The sequence below is a fragment of the Sphingomonas zeicaulis genome, assembly GCF_050433225.1.
GTDB classification, from domain to species: domain Bacteria; phylum Pseudomonadota; class Alphaproteobacteria; order Sphingomonadales; family Sphingomonadaceae; genus Sphingomonas_D; species Sphingomonas_D zeicaulis.
Genome location: NZ_JBNPXQ010000015.1, coordinates 1 through 15,532, shown reverse-complemented (window position 1 = coordinate 15,532; position 15,532 = coordinate 1). Strand labels below are relative to the sequence as shown.

Genomic DNA, 15,532 nt, shown 5'->3' with positions numbered 1-15,532 from the left:
GAGCATGGCGAGCGCAGGGTCGAAGAAGTCGGAAATGATCCCATGTGGATGCAGATGCTGGTCGGCAGAAAGCCTTTCGATCTGGCAAGACGGGCGTTGACGCGCACAGGGCGCCGCCTGGCCTTGATGACGGCGGGGCCAGCGGCGAGGCGGGGTGCAGATCGCTGCCGGCTGGCTTGCTTTGGCGCGGTCCAGGCCGTTGGCCGCGCGGAGCGTCGCTTCGGGGCCAGGCAGCAGGCGGCAGAGCGGGATGAGAAAGGCACATTGCGTGTGGTCAGGCGGAGCGGTCATGGTCTCAAGCTTGGCCTGGGGCTAAGTCGGACCGGACCGTGAAGAAAAATTCTTCCTCGGACGCGGTCTTGACCTGACACATGCTTTGCAGGATGCTGTAGGCGCGATGTTGGCGTGCTTAGTGATGCTTTCCCGATGGCCGATACGGTCAACATGAGGACTGTGGGCGCCCGCGCCGAACGCCTCAAGTGGGCGCGTCTCATTATGCGCGGCCGTGATCTTCGCGATGAAGTCCTCTCTCTCAACCGTTTCGCCGATCCCGTCTGGGATATGTTGCTGGAACTCTATGTCGCAGCATGCGAAGGGCGCGACATGACCGTTGCGGAGACCTGCAGACGTGCGCGCGTCCCCGGATCCAACGCCTTGCGTTGGGTACGGGAGATGGAACGCCTCGGGCAAGTCACGAGATCGCTCGACCTTGATGCTGCTAGCGCCCGCATCAGGCTTACCGATGACCAAATGGAGCGGCTTGATCGCTTTTTTGAGGGCATGTCGCTGATGAACGATGTAACGGCCCGAAGCCCATAGGGTCCGAGTGCTCGAGGGGCCGTTCGCGTCATCAGAAGCCGGCATGAGGTGGCACGTGTCGCGATAGATCTCCGTAGAAATACGGATAACCGCTTATCTCGCGGTTAACCGCAATGTGGTCTCCGTGGCCTGGCAGAAGAGGAGGTCATTGTCGGCTTCCTTGGGATCAGGATCGCTGCCATGCCCATCTCGGAGTTCAACGAGAAGCTGCTTCAATCGCCGACCCGCCCGTTGAGGGCTCGCGAAGTGGCGGAAATTGCGAGCGTACTCGTCACGCTGGAAAACTGCGATTCCTTCATCTTCGGGCGTCGCGCGATCATGCATCTGGCGGGCGACGAACGAGGTGCTGAGATGTGGGGCAGCCTCGCCTTCGCGGTGGAAGCGATCAGGAATGCGCCGAGGGTCTGAGCCGCAATGGGCTCAGTTGGTCAATCCCGGCGAGGCGCCAGCCGGCGGAAGAGAATGCCTCGATCCCATGCACCGGGTCTTGGCGCCTCACGCGGTCGCTCTTCCAGGATCCTGATATAGGTTATGAACGACGGAAATGCCGGAACCGCTTGCTTGAACGAGCGGAGAAATGCCGGCAATCGGCTGCCCCGCCTGATCCGGTATGGAGTAAGATCTTGGCCCAAGGCTCTGCAATCGACCCGGCGCATGACAACGCCCTTCAGTTTCGCATCCTGGTGCGGGGCGTGCGGGATTACGCGATCTACATGCTTGACACGGGCGGCCGCATCAGCAGCTGGAACTCGGGCGCTCAGGCAATCAAGGGTTACGAGGAACGCGAGGTTCTCGGCAGGCATTTCTCGATGTTCTACACTGCCGAGGACCGATCGCTCGACAAGCCGCGGATCGCGCTGGAAACCGCGCTCCGTGAGGGAAAGTTTGAAGCCGAGGCGCAGCGCGTCCGAAAGGACGGGTCGCTGTTCTGGGCCCACGTGCTGATCGATCCGATCTATGACGATGATGGCAGGCACGTCGGCTTTGCGAAGATCACGCGCGATGTCACGCTCAAGAGACAGGCAGAAGAGGATCTTCGCCAAGCCCAGGCGGTGGTTCTTCAATCGCAAAAATTGCAGGCGCTCGGCGAGCTTGCCGGCGGCATCGCACACGACTTCAATAATCTCATGACCGTCGTGCGCGGGTCCGCAGACTTCCTGCTGAGGCAGCCTGATCTTCCGGCTGGCAAACGCGAGCGCTACCTTCACGTCATGCTGGAAACGGCGGATCGGGCGACCAGCCTGACCTCGCAACTGCTTGCCTTCGCGCGGCGCCAGCCCCTCGAGCCCGAGGTCATGGACCTGAGTGTTCGTCTCGATGCGATGGGCGAGATGCTCCAGCGAACACTTGGCACCCTTTATACGCTTCGGCTCGACCTCGCCCCGGCCTTGTGGCCGGTGGAGATCGACCCTACGGGCCTGGAGGCCGCCCTGCTCAACGCGGTTCTGAACGCGCGCGATGCCATGCCGGAGGGCGGTTCCATCACCATCACCACAAGAAACGAGACCGTGGACGGTCAGGACCGTGTCGCTCTCACGATCAGCGACACCGGCAGCGGCATCCCGCAAGACATGCTGGAAAGGGTTTTCGAACCCTTCTTCACTACCAAACCGGTCGGAAAGGGCACGGGTCTGGGCTTGTCACAAATCCATGGATTTGCGGTGCAATCCGGCGGATCGGCCATGATCCACTCGCGAATGGGAGAAGGAACGGCGCTCGTCATTAGCCTGCCCACGACCACCAAACACCCTTCCAGCAGGGCGCCGGTCGCGCTGTCGCTCCGTCTGCCGCCCGGCCTTCGCGTCCTGCTCGTTGAGGACAGCGATCATGTCCGCTACTTTGCACATCAGCTGCTGGAAGACCTGGGATGCGTTGTCGCGGAAGCTGCCGATGCCGAAGAAGCCATCCGGCTGCTTGACCGTGAACGCTTCGATCTGGTCTTCTCCGACATCGTGATGCCGGGAAAAAGCGGTCTGGACCTCGCGCGTCATGTGAATGAAGGCTTCGCCGATACGGTGGTGCTCCTCGCCAGTGGCTACAGCAGCAAGCAGTTCATACCGGCAGATCAGCGCGAATTCCCGATCATCCGAAAGCCATACAAGCTGGAGACGCTTGCGGCGGCCGTGCTGGAGTTGATCGGCCCCGATCGTCTGCAGGCATAGATTCTGCCGATCGGAGAGCCCGGTAAATAAGCAGAGCTGGCTGCCGCATTGCATGGATCGGGGCATCGGACGTACCGGGACGCCTGCACGTCTTCCGAGGCGCGTTCGACTGGAGCGTTCATGCGACGCGCGCTTCAGTCGCCGCGGGGGGGCTGCCAAGATCCAAAGGTTCGAGACCGCCCTCGAGCGCCAGTTGCACCACCTCGCTGACGCTTCTCACCGCAAGCTTGTGGAACAGCCCGGCGCGTTGGGTCTCCACGGTTCTAACGCCGATGCCCAGTATATGAGCAATCGCCTTGTTGGTCATGCCGGCCAGGATGCCGGAAGCGACCTGCCGCTCGCGGCGGGTCAGCCCTGCCAGCTTCGTTTCCGCATGTGATCGACGCGATGCAATTCGATGGCGGGGTGTATCAGCAGGCACGAGGGCATCAAGGATATCGAGAAGCTGCCGATCCATCATGGGAATCTCGACGACGTCAATCGCGCCGCTCTTGATGGCACGAACTGCTGCTCGCATGTCTCCCGCGGCCACGAGCGCCAGCACGGGCAACTGCGGGCGATCGGCGACGAGCGACCCGATGTCGATCGAACTGGCTGCAGGCAGGCGGGTGTCGAGGATCGCGCAGACCGGATCGAGATAAGCGAATGCCTCAACGAGGTCGCCGCCATCTATGAACGGGTGGACGCGATAGCCGTGTTCCCCAAGCGCAGCGCCGAGAGCAAGACGAACGGCGGCATCGGTCGTCAGCACGGCAATGATCTGCCCTTCTGCCATACGAGCTCCGCCGAAGCCTCTCAACCATGCCGCGCGCCTGTATGGCGGGGAACTTGCCACACTGGCCCGACTCCATATGATCGCGGCCTGGGCGACGCGATCTATAATCTGCTCGGAGCGTCGCCGTCGAGCGATCGGGATGATGAAGATGGAGCTGCACTGCTGGTTTTACGTCAGCCGGAGCTTGATCGAACCCGCGATGCTGGATGAGGAAACAGCCGCGATCGTTTCCGTATCGCGACTGCGGAACGAACAGCTGGACGTCACGGGTGCGCTGGTGCTGGCGCAGGGTCGGTTCTCGCAGTTCATTGAGGGACCGCTTTCGGTGATCGAACGCCTGAGGACATCGATCGAGCGCGATCCCCGTCATCATCAGGTTACGACCCTGAAGTTCGAACCTGTCGATCGACGTTCCTTCACGGGCTGGGCGCTTGCCTATGCAGGACCAGCATCCTTCATCGCCCGAAAGATCGACATCTCGCTGCTGGATGCCGTGGGGAAGGGGGAGCCCGCACGCGAAACGCTGATGCGGCTGCTCCAGGAGCTGCGCTCATGAAGCGCAATCCTCGACAAACCGCCTAAGCCTCTGCTCGTATCAGCCAACTCGCGGCACCGATCGGGAAGATGACGCCATTCCCGATAGGGGAGGTTTAACGGGGCAACCGCGCAAGCGGTTGCGCTGCCGGCCGCCGGTGAATCCGCTTTCTTGAAACCCGTTCCTGAATGCACTTTCTCGAAGGCGCCGCTCGGAGATGGAGAATCGCGACTGATATAGTTAAACGAACGGCTGCTCTCGGCGGCGTGGCTCGCTGGCCTCGACGAAAGATGGGATGCGAGCAGCCGCGGTCTGATGTTCAAGCCTTCTGTCCGCTTAGCGCCAATCCTTGCCCTGGTGGCGGGTTTCCGTCTCGCTCGAGAGCGGACACCGGCCCCGTTCAACAAATCGCGCACCAAATTGTCGCGATCTGGGGACATTGCGGTCGTTCGCGGAAGATCCGACCTACGGCCAGTGTTGCCGTTAGCTGTCCTTCGATGAGCCGCAGCCCTGCGCGTCTCGAAACCGCACAGGGCTGCAAAATTTTTGTCAGCATTGAGAGCGGCGACCTGGATTTCCAGGGAATCCACCTCGCAGCCAGCAACATGATTGATCGGGTTGGTGAAGACGTTCTCGGCAACCACCTCCACGATCTTCACGATCTGACCTTCGCTAAATCCGGCGTCGCGGATTGTCGCGATATCTTCCGCCGAAACCTTGCCCCGGGTCTCTGCCACATTACGAGCAAAGGCCGTTGCTGCTGCGCCATCTGAATCGCCGGAGCTACCCTGACGAGCAAGGTCCACTTCCTTCTGCTCAGCTTGGCGAAAGTGTAGCCGGCGAGGCTATGAGCGTGATCGCACTATTCGCAACCGTTTACCGCCGCCACCGCAACGGCGATGCGTTCGCACGTCTTGAGGTCCAAAGCCTTGCCCAGCCCCCGGGCTCAAGGTGGCGTGGACATTGATGACGGCCGAGTTGTCGGAGAGCACGCGGAAGAAGTTGGGCACGCGGCCCAGCTTGCCATTGATTGCGCCCAGCGTGGTCCGCGGTCCTATGGGAGGCGCAGCGATTTCGAGGACACTGATACGGGGGCAATATGATTTCCCTTCTTCTGTAAGGGGGCCGACGACGGTTCAGGCGCCGGTCGGGATGGGATTTTCGACAAGGCTCTGGTTGAAGGCCTCGAACAGGGCGTGTTCGTTGGCGCCGGGATTGTCACGCAACGGACGGATGGCATCGACGATCACCTCTGGCGCATCGGACGCCAGCGCCACCAGCGTCTCCGCGATGAAGTCGGGCAGCGGCATCGCGCGGGGATCGCCGCTCTTATAGATCAGGTCGGTGTCGACCCACGGTGGCGCGATCTCCTGCACGCGCACCCCGGTGCCGCGCAACTGGAACCGCTGCGACAGCGCGTAGGAGTGAAGCGCCGCCTTGGTCGCCGAATAGATCGCATTGCTGGCGATCGGCACATAGGCGAGCACGCTGCTGGTATAGAGCACGGTCGCTTCGGCCCTGGTCTTGAGGTGCTCGATCAGCGCCGAGGTCACACGGATCGGTCCCAGCAGGTTGGTGGTGATCAGCTCCTGCGCCAGATCGTCGTCAACCGGCCCACTCACGTCATCGAACGGCATGAAGCCTGCGTTGTTGAACACGACGTTGAGTTCAGGGAAGCGCTCGACCAGTTCGCGTGCCGCGCCTTGGATGCTGTCGAGGCTGGTCACGTCTAATTGGATCGATGCCATGCCGGGGTTGGCTGCGGTCACCTCCTCGAGCAGCGCGGTGCGGCGGCCGGAGATGATCACCTGATTGCCCAGCTTGTGGAGCGCCTCGGCAAGGCCACGGCCGATGCCGCTGGTGGCGCCGGTGATGAAAATGGTGTTGCCGGTGAGTTTCACGGGAATTGTCCTTTGTCTGTAGAGGATTGCTGGAGGGAGGAATCAGGCCGCGACGTTGAAGCGCGGCGCGGAACGGGTTGCGGAAAGCTGGGGTCCCAAGGCGGCTCGACTGGCTTCGAAGGCGTTCCACAGCTTAATGTCGCGCAACGCCGGGATCGTGCTGGTCTCGCCCTGATCGAACCCGGCCAGGGCGGCATCGACCATGTCTTCGGCATCCATCACGATCTCGCTCGGCAGGTGCTCAACGGGCAGCCCGCCCAGCGCCCAGAAGTCGGTGCGGGTAGCGCCCGGCAGCACGGCCTGGGTTCGTATGCCCTTGTCGGCCAGTTCGTGATTGAGCGAGGTGCTGAAAGCCTGCACGAAAGCCTTGGTGCCGCCATAGACGCCGTTGAGCAACTCGGGCGCAACCGCGGCGATCGAGGCGATGTTGATCACCGTGCCACCGCCGCGTGCCACGAACCCGGGCACCGCGGCATAAGTCAGGCGCATCAGTGCCGTGACGTTCAGCTGGACCATCGCCGCCATCTTCTCGACATCGCTTTCGAGCAGCGTGGTGTGCGTGCCGATCCCGGCGTTGTTGACCAGCGCGGTCACGCTGGCATCCTCGCGCAGCAGCTTCTCGACGCGGGCGAGGTCGGCGGCAACGCCAAGGTCTGCGGCGAGCACTTCGACCGTGCGCCCGGTCCTGTCCGAAATCTGTGCGGCCAGCGCCTGCAGTTTGTCCCTGTTGCGGGCGACGAGAATGAGATCGTAGCCGCGCCCTGCAAAACGGTCGGCATAGATCGCGCCAATGCCGGTCGATGCGCCGGTGATCAGGGCGGTTCCCTTGGAGTTCGCGGTCATGGTCCTGGTCCTTCTTCGTGTCGGGCAGAGCGCCATCGCTCTCGACACGGACCTTATGGACGGGAACCTGTGTGTCTTGTATGACGTATAAACTACGTTTTCAGGACGTCTTTTCGGAGCCGCTCGTGCCACACGTTTCCATGGTGCTCACCCCCGGCTTCCAATTCCTTGCACTGGGCGTGCAGGCAGCCTTTGAACTCGCCAACCTCGTGAGGGGCGAGCCATATTACACGCTTTCAATCGCTTCGGTCGTTGGCGGCCCTGTCACCTCGTCTAGCGGCTTTGCCGTGCCCACCGTGGCCCTCGCCGAGGTCGGCAAGGTCGATACCCTGCTATTGCTCGCCGGGCTCTCGCCGCCGCCACGGCAAGATGAAGCGACGCTTGAAACCCTGCGTACGATGGCCAGAGAGTCGCGCCGCGTGGCAGGGCTTTGCACCGGCGCTTTCCTGCTTGGGCAAATGGGCCTGCTTGATGGCCATCGCGCGACAACGCACTGGTCCTATGCCCGCCAGATGCGCGAGGATTTCCCCAACATCCGCGTCGAGGATGATCGCATATTCATCAACGAGGGCGCAGTGTGGACCTCGGCCGGTCTCACTGCCGGGCTCGATCTCGCAGTTGCACTGATCGAGAAGGATCTGGGGCGGGACGTGGCTGGCGCAATTGCCCGCCGTCTCGTCATGCACCATCGCCGCGCTGGCGGGCAGTCGCAGCACTCCGAACTGCTGGAACTCGCGCCCAGCAGCGACCGCATCCAGAAGGCGGTGATCTTCGCCAAGGCGCACCTTGCCAATCCGCTGACGGTAGAGGAACTGGCAGACATCGCTGCCCTGTCGCCGCGCCAGTTCGCCCGCGCCTTCCGCGCCGAAACCGGCCAGACTCCGGCCAAGGCAGTCGAGCAAATGCGTCTGGAGGCGGCGCGGCTGATGATCGAAGAAACACGTCATCCGATGGACCAGATCGCGCGCGAGGCCGGCTTCGTCGACATCCGCCGCATGCGCGAGGCCTTCCTGCGCCAATATGGTCAACCACCGCAGACCCTGCGCAGGCTAGCCAGAGTGGCGTAGATGCCCAATCCATTTCGGCTTAGGTGCCTGCCTGCCGATGAATGCAGGAGCAAAGAACAGCGAATTTTGCCTCAATCTGCCGTTCGCGTAGCTGATCAATGACGTCGCAAAGTGGTGGACTGCTGCCAGACGCGAGCGTCGGATCCTGGAGGCGGGGTCGACGCGTGGTTGCAACACGTCATTCTCGAGGCGAAAAGGGGTGTGAGCGATGAAGCAGCGGCAGCCTATCTCTATTACTCGGCAGCGCAGCGGGCTGAGATTTGGGACCGTTGGCAGCGCGGCGAGTCGATGAAATCGATCGGTCGCCGTTTCGACCGGCAGTCGTCATCGATCTTTTCGGTGCTGTCGCCGTCGGCAGGATACGGCCGGCCGAGCGCAGGCGATCGGTATGGGCGCTGACCGCGTCCGAGCGGGAAGAGATCTTGCGAGCTCTGGTTTCTGGCCGTTCGATGGGGCGCCGGCGGCCCGGCTTAGGCGCGCCCTGGCTCGGAACACGAATGCGTGGCGTCTTGCCATCCTCTAGCTGGCGTAATGCCCGATAGTAATCGAGCATAGCGGTGATCGAGCCGCATTTCCACCATTCGACCTAGCGATCGAGCGCGCCGGGCTCAAACATGTCCTTGTGTGCGCTACTCCGCATAAGTGTGCGGAGTGCTGAGAAGCCGAAAGCAGTCAGCACTGCATCCGGCAGCCATGGGATTTGGAACGCCAGGATATGAGTGCTGCGCAGCGCCTGCGTCGGGTGCTCCAAAGCCTGGTGCCGCCAGACATCGGCATGTGGTCCGTCCATCATCACGGCGTGCTTAAGCCGCTCGGAATGATGGGCTGCCGCCCACCAGGTAATGAGCAAGCCCCGGGGTCATGCCCAACCAGATCGAAGCCCCCTGCGCCATAGTCGCCTGCTAGCGCGACCGCATCGGCAACTGGCAATCCGAGCCTATAGTGCTCGACCACCTCGGGCGCGTCGCCTCGGTCATAGCCGCGCAGGTCAGGCACTACGACATGATAGCCGGCTTCAGCCAACGGCGTGGTCTGCTTGCGCCATGCCCACCAGGATCCCGGGAAGCCGTGGAGAAGCATGACGAGCGGAGCGCGGTCCTCACCCGCCTCGACGACATGCAGATCGAGGTTATGGGCTCGCCGGCGGGCTTCCCTCCAGCCGGGTTCGAGCAGCGAGGACGACGTCATCAAGTCCCAACAGGGCGCCGGGGCCACCGTTTTTGCCCTTTACATGGATCAGCCAATTTCTTGAGGCACCAACCCGTCTTGCCGACACCATCATGCTGGCTGGGCGTTAACCGTCAGATGTACACAGCTCCTCCCTTCGCCGACCATCGCTTTGCGCTTGTCCTGAGCGGCGGCAATGCCCTCGGCTCATTTCAGGCCGGAGCATGGTGCGCACTGGAACAACATGGGTTGGTCCCCGACTGGATCGCGGGCGCCTCCGTCGGCGCGGTCAATGGGGCGATCATCTGCGGCAACCCGCCGGGCGAGCGCCGCGCCGCGCTCGAAAGATTGTGGCGCCCCGCACTGAACAATGAGATGCCGACATTCGATCTTAAGTCCGCCGAAGAAGCTCGCCGCGTGAGATCGGCGATATCGTCACTCGCTTTCGGCCAACCCGGTCTGTTCAACCCGCGGGCGCTTTATGGCCCCTGGTTCAATCCGTTCGGCAACCTCGAGCCGTCGAGTCTCTACGATGCCCTTCCGCTCGAGGCGACGCTCGAGAAGCTCGTCGATTTCGAGCGGCTCAATGGCGGCGCCACACGCTATTTTGCGACCGCGGTTGACATCGATACGGGTGAGGATGTCCTGTTCGACAGCGCCAAAGCACACGTAGCGCCAGAGCATATACGCGCCAGCGCAGCGCTGTTGCCGGTCTATTCGCCGGTCGAGATCGGCGGGCGGCTGCTCGGTGATGCCGGCATCTCGATCAACCTGCCGCTCGACGTCGTGCTCGCGCAACCACAGGACAAGCCGCTGCTCTGCATCGCGATCGACTTGCTGCCGCTCCGCGCGCCGCGCCCGCTAAACTTGGGCGAGACCCTCACACGCGCGCAGGACCTGATGTTCGCAACGCAAAGCCGCCGGGCGATCGCGGCATGGCAGGCGCTCTTTGCCGAGCGCGCACGGCAAGGCGATGCCGCATCGGTCACCCTGTTGCACCTCGCCTATGCGAACCAAGCCGACGAGGTCAGCCTCAAGGCGTTCGACTTCTCTCCAAAGTCGGCCGCGCGACGCTGGCGGGCCGGCTTCGAGACAGTCGATCGGGCGCTGGAGCAGCTCTCTGCCCCGGCTCATGCCCTGGGGCAGCCCGGCCTGGCTGTGCTCGCGCCCGACGACCAGCACCGGCTCGCGAGCGTTCAATGGGGGTTGGCGCCACTTACCGGCTAATCACCCGGCGTAGAGATCACAAGCTCACATCGCCACTACGCGGCAACGTCGCGCATAGGGGAAAAATGGTTGTGCCGGTCACGCACGAGGCGCGCGAACGCGTTGGCGGCGAAACCGCAGGCGGTCGGCGGCTTTTCCGGCTAGCAGATCTTCTGATGAAGCGGCTCGATCCTGAGCGTCACGACATCAACACCTTTGGGCCGGGTTGCCGCGTAGAGGATAGCGTCGGCGACCTCGTCGGGCGGGAGCATTTCATACTGCTCAACAAAGCGTTGCCGTTCGGCGGCGGTATAGGGCTGCATCGTTGAACCGATCGCTCCGGGTTCAATCAGCGTCAGCCGGATGCGTTCAGGCATCAGTTCCTTGCGTAGCGTTTCGGCGAAGGATGCGACGCCGCCTTTGGCTGCGTTGTAGACGCTTTCGCCGACTGCCTTGATGTGGACGCTGATCGAACCGACAAGGATGATCATCCCCTCATCACTTCCGCCAGCGCGAATACGGTCAACCGCCCCCTTGGTGCAGGCGACATAGCTCGCCAGATTGCTGTCGAGCACGTTGCGCCAGCCGGCGTCGTCCATCTCCATCAAGGGCCCCGAGCCGACACCCGCGCACGCGACCAAGATGTCGAGCCCACCGAGCTGGCGATCCACCGCGTCGAACAATGCGGCGACCTCGTCGCTATGCCCCAGGTCTGCCGCATGGCGATACAGCGTCCCGGTTGCACCCGCGGGGGCTGCGATACCGGACAGGTCCGCGTCCGGCCGATCGGTGAGCAGCACCAGCGCGCCCGCTTCCAGCATTCGCGCCACGACCGCTCGGCCGACGCCGCCCGCGCCGCCGGTAATGAGCACCCGCTTGCCTGCCAGGACCGTGGCGTCGCTCATAACGTGATCGCCACGAACACCGCACCCGTCTCTTGCTTGCGGTCGGCGACGTCGAACGCCTCATTGATCCGGTCGATCGGAAATCGGTGGGTGATCATCTTACTCACGTCGATCCGTCCTTTCGCGATCAGGTCGAGCACCATTCCCTGCTCGCGGTAGATGTCGTGCATGGCAAAGCTGGCGCTGGGGATAAGCTGGATTTCGGACATCTGGATCCGCTGCCATTCGAGCGGGATCGCAGTCTCGCCGGCATCGAAGCCGCCGACGATCACGACCTTGCCGCCACGTCGCACCATTTTCGTCGCAAGAGGCAGGGTATGCGGCATGGATTCGCCCCCCGCGCATTCGAACACGATGTCCGCGCCGCGCCCGCCGGTGAACGCCTTCACTCGCTCGACCGCATCCTCCGTGCCGCTGTCGATCACCGCGTCCGTGCCGAGTTCCGTCGCCAAATCGAGCGAACTTTTCACCAGGTCGCAGATGATCACGTCGGCGCCGCTCGCCTTTGCCAGCATCATCTGGCCTAGGCCGATCGGCCCCGCCCCAATCACCGCCACCTTGTCGTTGATGCCGAGACCCGAAAGGTGCTGTGCGTGCAGGCAGACCGAGAAGGTGTCGATCAACGACGCTGCCTCGAAGCTCACATGATCGGGCAGCTTGTAGAATTTCTCGGCCGGGCCCGCCACATATTCGGCATAAGCGCGCGACACATATTGAGTGCGCACATCGTAGAGATGCTCGCAAATGTTGTAGCGTTGGATGCGGCAATATTCGCAGGTGCCATCACCCATCACCGTCTCGATGACGACACGGTCGCCGGGCTTCACGTTGGTGACCGCGTCGCCCACCTCCACCACTTCACCGGCGAGTTCGTGCCCCATGATGTGGCATTCGAGCTCCGGCTCCTGCTTCTTCCAGTGACGCAGATCGGTGCCGCAGATGCCTGCCACGCGGACCCGCGCAAGCACGAAGTTCGATGTCGGCAGGATCGGCCGCTCGACGTCGGTGACGGCGAACGTACCTTCGGCGGTTTTGAGGGCAGCCTTCATGCGCAAGGTCTCGCTTTTAGGGTGTATCGGCCTCAACTCGTCTTCTGGAGACGGGGCTCGATCCGCAGGTTGACGATGTCGCAGGCCGGCGAGCGTGTGAGGATGAAGCGGATCGCTTCGGCCACCTCTTCAGCCTGCAGCATTTCGTGCCGCGAGCGTGCGGCGCGTTTCTCCTCGGCGCTGCATTCCTGCATATCGGTGTCGACCGATCCGGGTTGGACGACACTGACCCGGATGTTGCGATCGGCGACCTCCTTGCGCAGCGTTTCGGCGAAGGCCTGGATGCCCGCCTTCGTCGCGGAATAGACGCTCTCGCCGACCGCCTTGATCTCGGTGCTGATCGAGCCGACGAACAGCAGGTGGCCGCCGCCCTGTGCCTCCATCCGCTCGATCGCGGCTTTGGCGCAGGCCAGATAGCCGACGAGGTTGGTCTCGACGACGTAACGCCAGTCTCCTTCGGCCATCTGATCGATCGGATCGGCTCCGAGTGCCGCACAGGCGATAAGAATATCGATCCCGCCGAGTTTCGCGTCCACGGCTTGGAAGACGTGCTCGATACCTTCTACGGTCGCGGCATCGGCTGTGATCCCGACCACGGCAGCACCGCCGGAGGTGCCGGTGAGCGTGTCGGCAAGCGCCTCCTCGTCCCGACCGAAGGTTAGGATGCGCGCACCTTCGCTTGCCAGCAGCTCCAACGTCGCACGACCGATGCCGGTCGTGCCGCCGGTCAGGAGGATGCGCTTGCCCGACAGGTCCGTGTGTTCGAGCATCGTCCTACTCCCACGAAACAATTACGCGCCCGTCTGCGGGCACATGATAGTCGATGCGATCGTCCGACGTTTCATGCGGTCGCACCATGTCTCCTTCAGCCGTCGTCACCGTGCTCTTGGTCAACTTGCGGCGCTTCAACCGGACGAGGCGCAGATTGGCTGTGCAGGCCTCGCCGCCATGGAGTGTGATCGTCAGCGCCCGATCACCGGTTCTCTCGATGCCGCGGACCAGATAGTCGCAGTAAACACGGAAGGGGGCGCCTTCGACATGATGGAAGGCGCGGGATGCGAAGATGAAGGCGGCGCCGGCGCCATAGACCTCCTGGCCGACCTGCCCCGCAGGCTGGCCGTCGGGATACAAGTCCTCCAGCGGGAAGGAGAGTTCCGAGTCGATATGGCCGTTCGTCTCACGCTGCTTTTGCGAGATCGCCTCAGGAGGGAGCGCGTCCGGATAATAGAACCAGGCTCGGGACAGCGCATATTTGCAATATTCGCTCACGAGCATTCGCGCCTCGGGCTCGAGATCCGGGCCGCCATCGTCAAGATAGCGTTCGAAAGCCGCAAAGCTGTCGAAACATTCGTACATCGCCATATACGGGGCGTCCTGCAGGCAGGTGACCGCCAGGAATGTCTCGTAATGCGCGGCGTGCCCGATCTGGCTGTCCCAGATCACGGCATTGTGGAGGAAGCTCGCCAGGTAGACATAGCTCTGTTCGAGGTAGACGTCGCGGTTGGTGATCCGCCAGAGCCTCATGCACGCGGCAGCACCCCAGGCCGTCAGGTTGGCCTGATAATTGATATTGAATCGCAATCCGATCGCGGCTTCGATCGCCGCCTTGGCTTCATCGAGGAAGCGCTTGTCATCGGTCAGCTCAAAAGCCTGAAGCATGACCCAGGCATAAATCCCGCCGACATCCGTCTGACCTCTCCCGTCGGCCGGCGCCGTCTCCTCGATGAGGGAGAAGTCGGTGATGTCGTACTGGACGGGCCACCGGTAGTCGAATTGCTGGGCCGCCCGGATTGCAAAATCGAGTGAATCGAGGAAGAGAGCGCGGGCATCCTCATCCCCGTCGAGCGCGAGGATGCCAAGATTCAACAGCGGATGATAAAGGTACCAGCTGTCGACGGCGTCGGCATTTTTGTCCTTCCCGACGTTCGGCAGATATCGCCGGAGGGTCTTGAGCTTGGGATCGTAGAATTTCCGGAGGCCCTTTTTGAGTTTCGCCTCGAGCGGATGGGGCTCGCCACGCCACTTGCCCCAATCGTGCAATGCCGTGATCACCGACATCTGGACCATGATGTCCGGATATTCCGCTGCTGTGTAGGGGTGCACATAGAGGTTGCCATAGTGTCGGATGGTGGCTTCCGGCGCTTCCGCCAGATCGCCTGCCGCCCGTTCTGCACGGTCTGCCCAATCGCGAAACTGGACGGGCGGAAGATCGAGCATCTTGTAGGCGCTGCCGAGCATCTGCACGAATTGGCGCGCCGATTCGCGCTCGTGTGGCGGCGCTTCATGCCGGAAAACCAGGATCACATCCGACAATGTCACCGGTTCGCCCTGCTTCAGCGAGACATCAGCAGGACAAGCGTCGGCCTCGGGCGTGGGCAGCAGGTAACCCAGTTCGGGCCACTCCCCGCCGACCACCTCCTTCGGCTTCGCTCCAGTTGCCCGAAAATAGTCGTTCAGAGCAGTGAGGTTTTGCAGGTACAGGACATTGCCGAAGGCGGGCTCGTCGATCCTGAAGTACAGAATTCCAGCGTTCAGGCCCCGCTGAGAGGCTTCGATGGTTCCTGCAGCTCTCAAAGGGTCATCGTCGGTGCCCAACGGATAAATGTCTCGTGGCGCGAAGGGCAGGATCAGATCCGTGGCAGGTGTCAGGCGGACGGTGATCCGCAGTCGTTCAAGCGCTTCACGGCTATTGACGAACATGATTTCGTGCTCGCCCATCCCGCTGGTAACCGCGATCCGAGCGGCTTCACCCGATTTGGCCCGAACCGATTTGCAGCTGAATGATGCGTTCAAATAGGCGGCGCGGATCGCCAGTCCCCCGGCACCCGGGCGGCGAATTAGGGCAAAGACTGAGTCATGAACGGCCCTGATCTCGACCCGAAGCTCCCCCATGTCAAAGCGGGCGATCGGCTCGTCGACGGCGCGAAGTGCGTCGCGCAGCGACAGAAAGTTCGGGGTAACCGCATAGGTCGCATGCGCGGCCTTGGTCGGCATGAAGAACGCCTCCTACTAGCACTACTTTGGCAGGTTGAAGGAACCGGCTGGAATCGTCGTTGATTCTCGTGTGTCAGTGTAGGCTGACGGATCAACGGCGATGGCGGTG

15 protein-coding genes and 1 pseudogene are annotated in these 15,532 nt (G+C 62.5%); 8 read left to right on the top strand and 8 right to left on the bottom strand.

Annotation, left to right across the window (positions count from 1 at the left end):
* The first annotated feature begins 426 nt into the window (after positions 1 to 426).
* The 3 genes from FHS96_RS27970 to FHS96_RS27960 all read left to right on the top strand — a co-directional run bounded on the left by FHS96_RS27970 (position 427) and on the right by FHS96_RS27960 (position 2,981).
* Positions 427 to 819, top strand: coding sequence for a hypothetical protein (locus FHS96_RS27970; RefSeq protein ID WP_429599744.1), 393 nt, complete (start codon positions 427 to 429; stop codon positions 817 to 819).
* 180 nt (positions 820 to 999) lie between these two features.
* Positions 1,000 to 1,227 (top strand): hypothetical protein, encoded by a 228-nt coding sequence (locus FHS96_RS27965; RefSeq protein ID WP_429599741.1) that lies wholly within the window; start codon positions 1,000 to 1,002, stop codon positions 1,225 to 1,227.
* Positions 1,228 to 1,442: 215 nt separating this feature from the next.
* Positions 1,443 to 2,981, top strand: coding sequence for a PAS domain-containing sensor histidine kinase (locus FHS96_RS27960; protein WP_429599739.1), 1,539 nt, complete (start codon positions 1,443 to 1,445; stop codon positions 2,979 to 2,981).
* Positions 2,982 to 3,099: 118 nt separating this feature from the next.
* Here the strand turns inward: FHS96_RS27960 and FHS96_RS27955 are convergent, their stop codons facing one another.
* Positions 3,100 to 3,756: a response regulator transcription factor gene (locus tag FHS96_RS27955; RefSeq protein WP_429599736.1), complete on the bottom strand. Its 657-nt coding sequence runs from the start codon at positions 3,754 to 3,756 to the stop codon at positions 3,100 to 3,102.
* Between the two features lie 142 nt (positions 3,757 to 3,898).
* Here FHS96_RS27955 and FHS96_RS27950 point away from each other — a divergent pair, with 142 nt between their 5' ends.
* The gene (locus tag FHS96_RS27950; protein WP_429599734.1) at positions 3,899 to 4,312 is read left to right on the top strand and encodes a BLUF domain-containing protein; all 414 of its coding nucleotides are present in this window, start codon (positions 3,899 to 3,901) and stop codon (positions 4,310 to 4,312) included.
* 476 nt (positions 4,313 to 4,788) lie between these two features.
* Positions 4,789 to 5,064 carry a hypothetical protein gene (locus FHS96_RS27945; RefSeq protein ID WP_429599732.1) on the top strand — a complete coding sequence of 92 codons (276 nt, stop codon included), beginning with the start codon at positions 4,789 to 4,791 and terminating at the stop codon, positions 5,062 to 5,064.
* A gap of 363 nt (positions 5,065 to 5,427) precedes the next feature.
* Here the strand turns inward: FHS96_RS27945 and FHS96_RS27940 are convergent, their stop codons facing one another.
* Together FHS96_RS27940 and FHS96_RS27935 are read right to left on the bottom strand one after the other, a co-directional pair.
* On the bottom strand, positions 5,428 to 6,192 hold the full coding sequence (locus tag FHS96_RS27940) for an SDR family oxidoreductase (RefSeq protein WP_429599729.1): 765 nt from the start codon (positions 6,190 to 6,192) through the stop codon (positions 5,428 to 5,430).
* Positions 6,193 to 6,234: 42 nt separating this feature from the next.
* Positions 6,235 to 7,035 (bottom strand): SDR family NAD(P)-dependent oxidoreductase, encoded by an 801-nt coding sequence (locus FHS96_RS27935; RefSeq protein ID WP_429599726.1) that lies wholly within the window; start codon positions 7,033 to 7,035, stop codon positions 6,235 to 6,237.
* A 125-nt stretch (positions 7,036 to 7,160) separates the two neighbouring features.
* Between FHS96_RS27935 and FHS96_RS27930 the strand changes: the two genes are divergently transcribed.
* Both FHS96_RS27930 and FHS96_RS27925 read left to right on the top strand, forming a co-directional pair.
* Positions 7,161 to 8,102 carry a GlxA family transcriptional regulator gene (locus FHS96_RS27930; protein ID WP_429599724.1) on the top strand — a complete coding sequence of 314 codons (942 nt, stop codon included), beginning with the start codon at positions 7,161 to 7,163 and terminating at the stop codon, positions 8,100 to 8,102.
* A gap of 208 nt (positions 8,103 to 8,310) precedes the next feature.
* Positions 8,311 to 8,554, top strand: a pseudogene (locus FHS96_RS27925) (IS30 family transposase); the annotation flags it as partial.
* A 340-nt stretch (positions 8,555 to 8,894) separates the two neighbouring features.
* On the opposite strand, the gene FHS96_RS27920 reads toward FHS96_RS27925, so the two are convergent.
* Complete coding sequence (locus FHS96_RS27920) at positions 8,895 to 9,182, bottom strand: alpha/beta fold hydrolase (protein WP_429599722.1); 288 nt, start codon at positions 9,180 to 9,182, stop codon at positions 8,895 to 8,897.
* On the opposite strand from FHS96_RS27920, the gene FHS96_RS27915 reads away from it, so the two are divergent.
* Entirely contained in the window at positions 9,105 to 10,496 is a 1,392-nt protein-coding gene (locus tag FHS96_RS27915) for a patatin-like phospholipase family protein (protein WP_429599719.1), read from the top strand. The genes FHS96_RS27920 and FHS96_RS27915 overlap by 78 nt on opposite strands.
* 140 nt (positions 10,497 to 10,636) lie before the next feature.
* Here the strand turns inward: FHS96_RS27915 and FHS96_RS27910 are convergent, their stop codons facing one another.
* Genes FHS96_RS27910 through FHS96_RS27895 form a run of 4 tightly spaced genes read right to left on the bottom strand, consistent with a single transcriptional unit; the run spans position 10,637 to position 15,423 of the window.
* Positions 10,637 to 11,380, bottom strand: coding sequence for an SDR family oxidoreductase (locus FHS96_RS27910; RefSeq protein WP_429599716.1), 744 nt, complete (start codon positions 11,378 to 11,380; stop codon positions 10,637 to 10,639).
* The gene (locus FHS96_RS27905) at positions 11,377 to 12,429 is read right to left on the bottom strand and encodes a zinc-dependent alcohol dehydrogenase (RefSeq protein ID WP_429599713.1); all 1,053 of its coding nucleotides are present in this window, start codon (positions 12,427 to 12,429) and stop codon (positions 11,377 to 11,379) included. The genes FHS96_RS27910 and FHS96_RS27905 overlap by 4 nt, the downstream gene beginning before the upstream one ends.
* A gap of 32 nt (positions 12,430 to 12,461) precedes the next feature.
* On the bottom strand, positions 12,462 to 13,199 hold the full coding sequence (locus FHS96_RS27900) for an SDR family oxidoreductase (protein ID WP_429599711.1): 738 nt from the start codon (positions 13,197 to 13,199) through the stop codon (positions 12,462 to 12,464).
* 4 nt (positions 13,200 to 13,203) lie between these two features.
* Positions 13,204 to 15,423 (bottom strand): hypothetical protein, encoded by a 2,220-nt coding sequence (locus FHS96_RS27895; protein WP_429599709.1) that lies wholly within the window; start codon positions 15,421 to 15,423, stop codon positions 13,204 to 13,206.
* Positions 15,424 to 15,532: the final 109 nt, after the last annotated feature.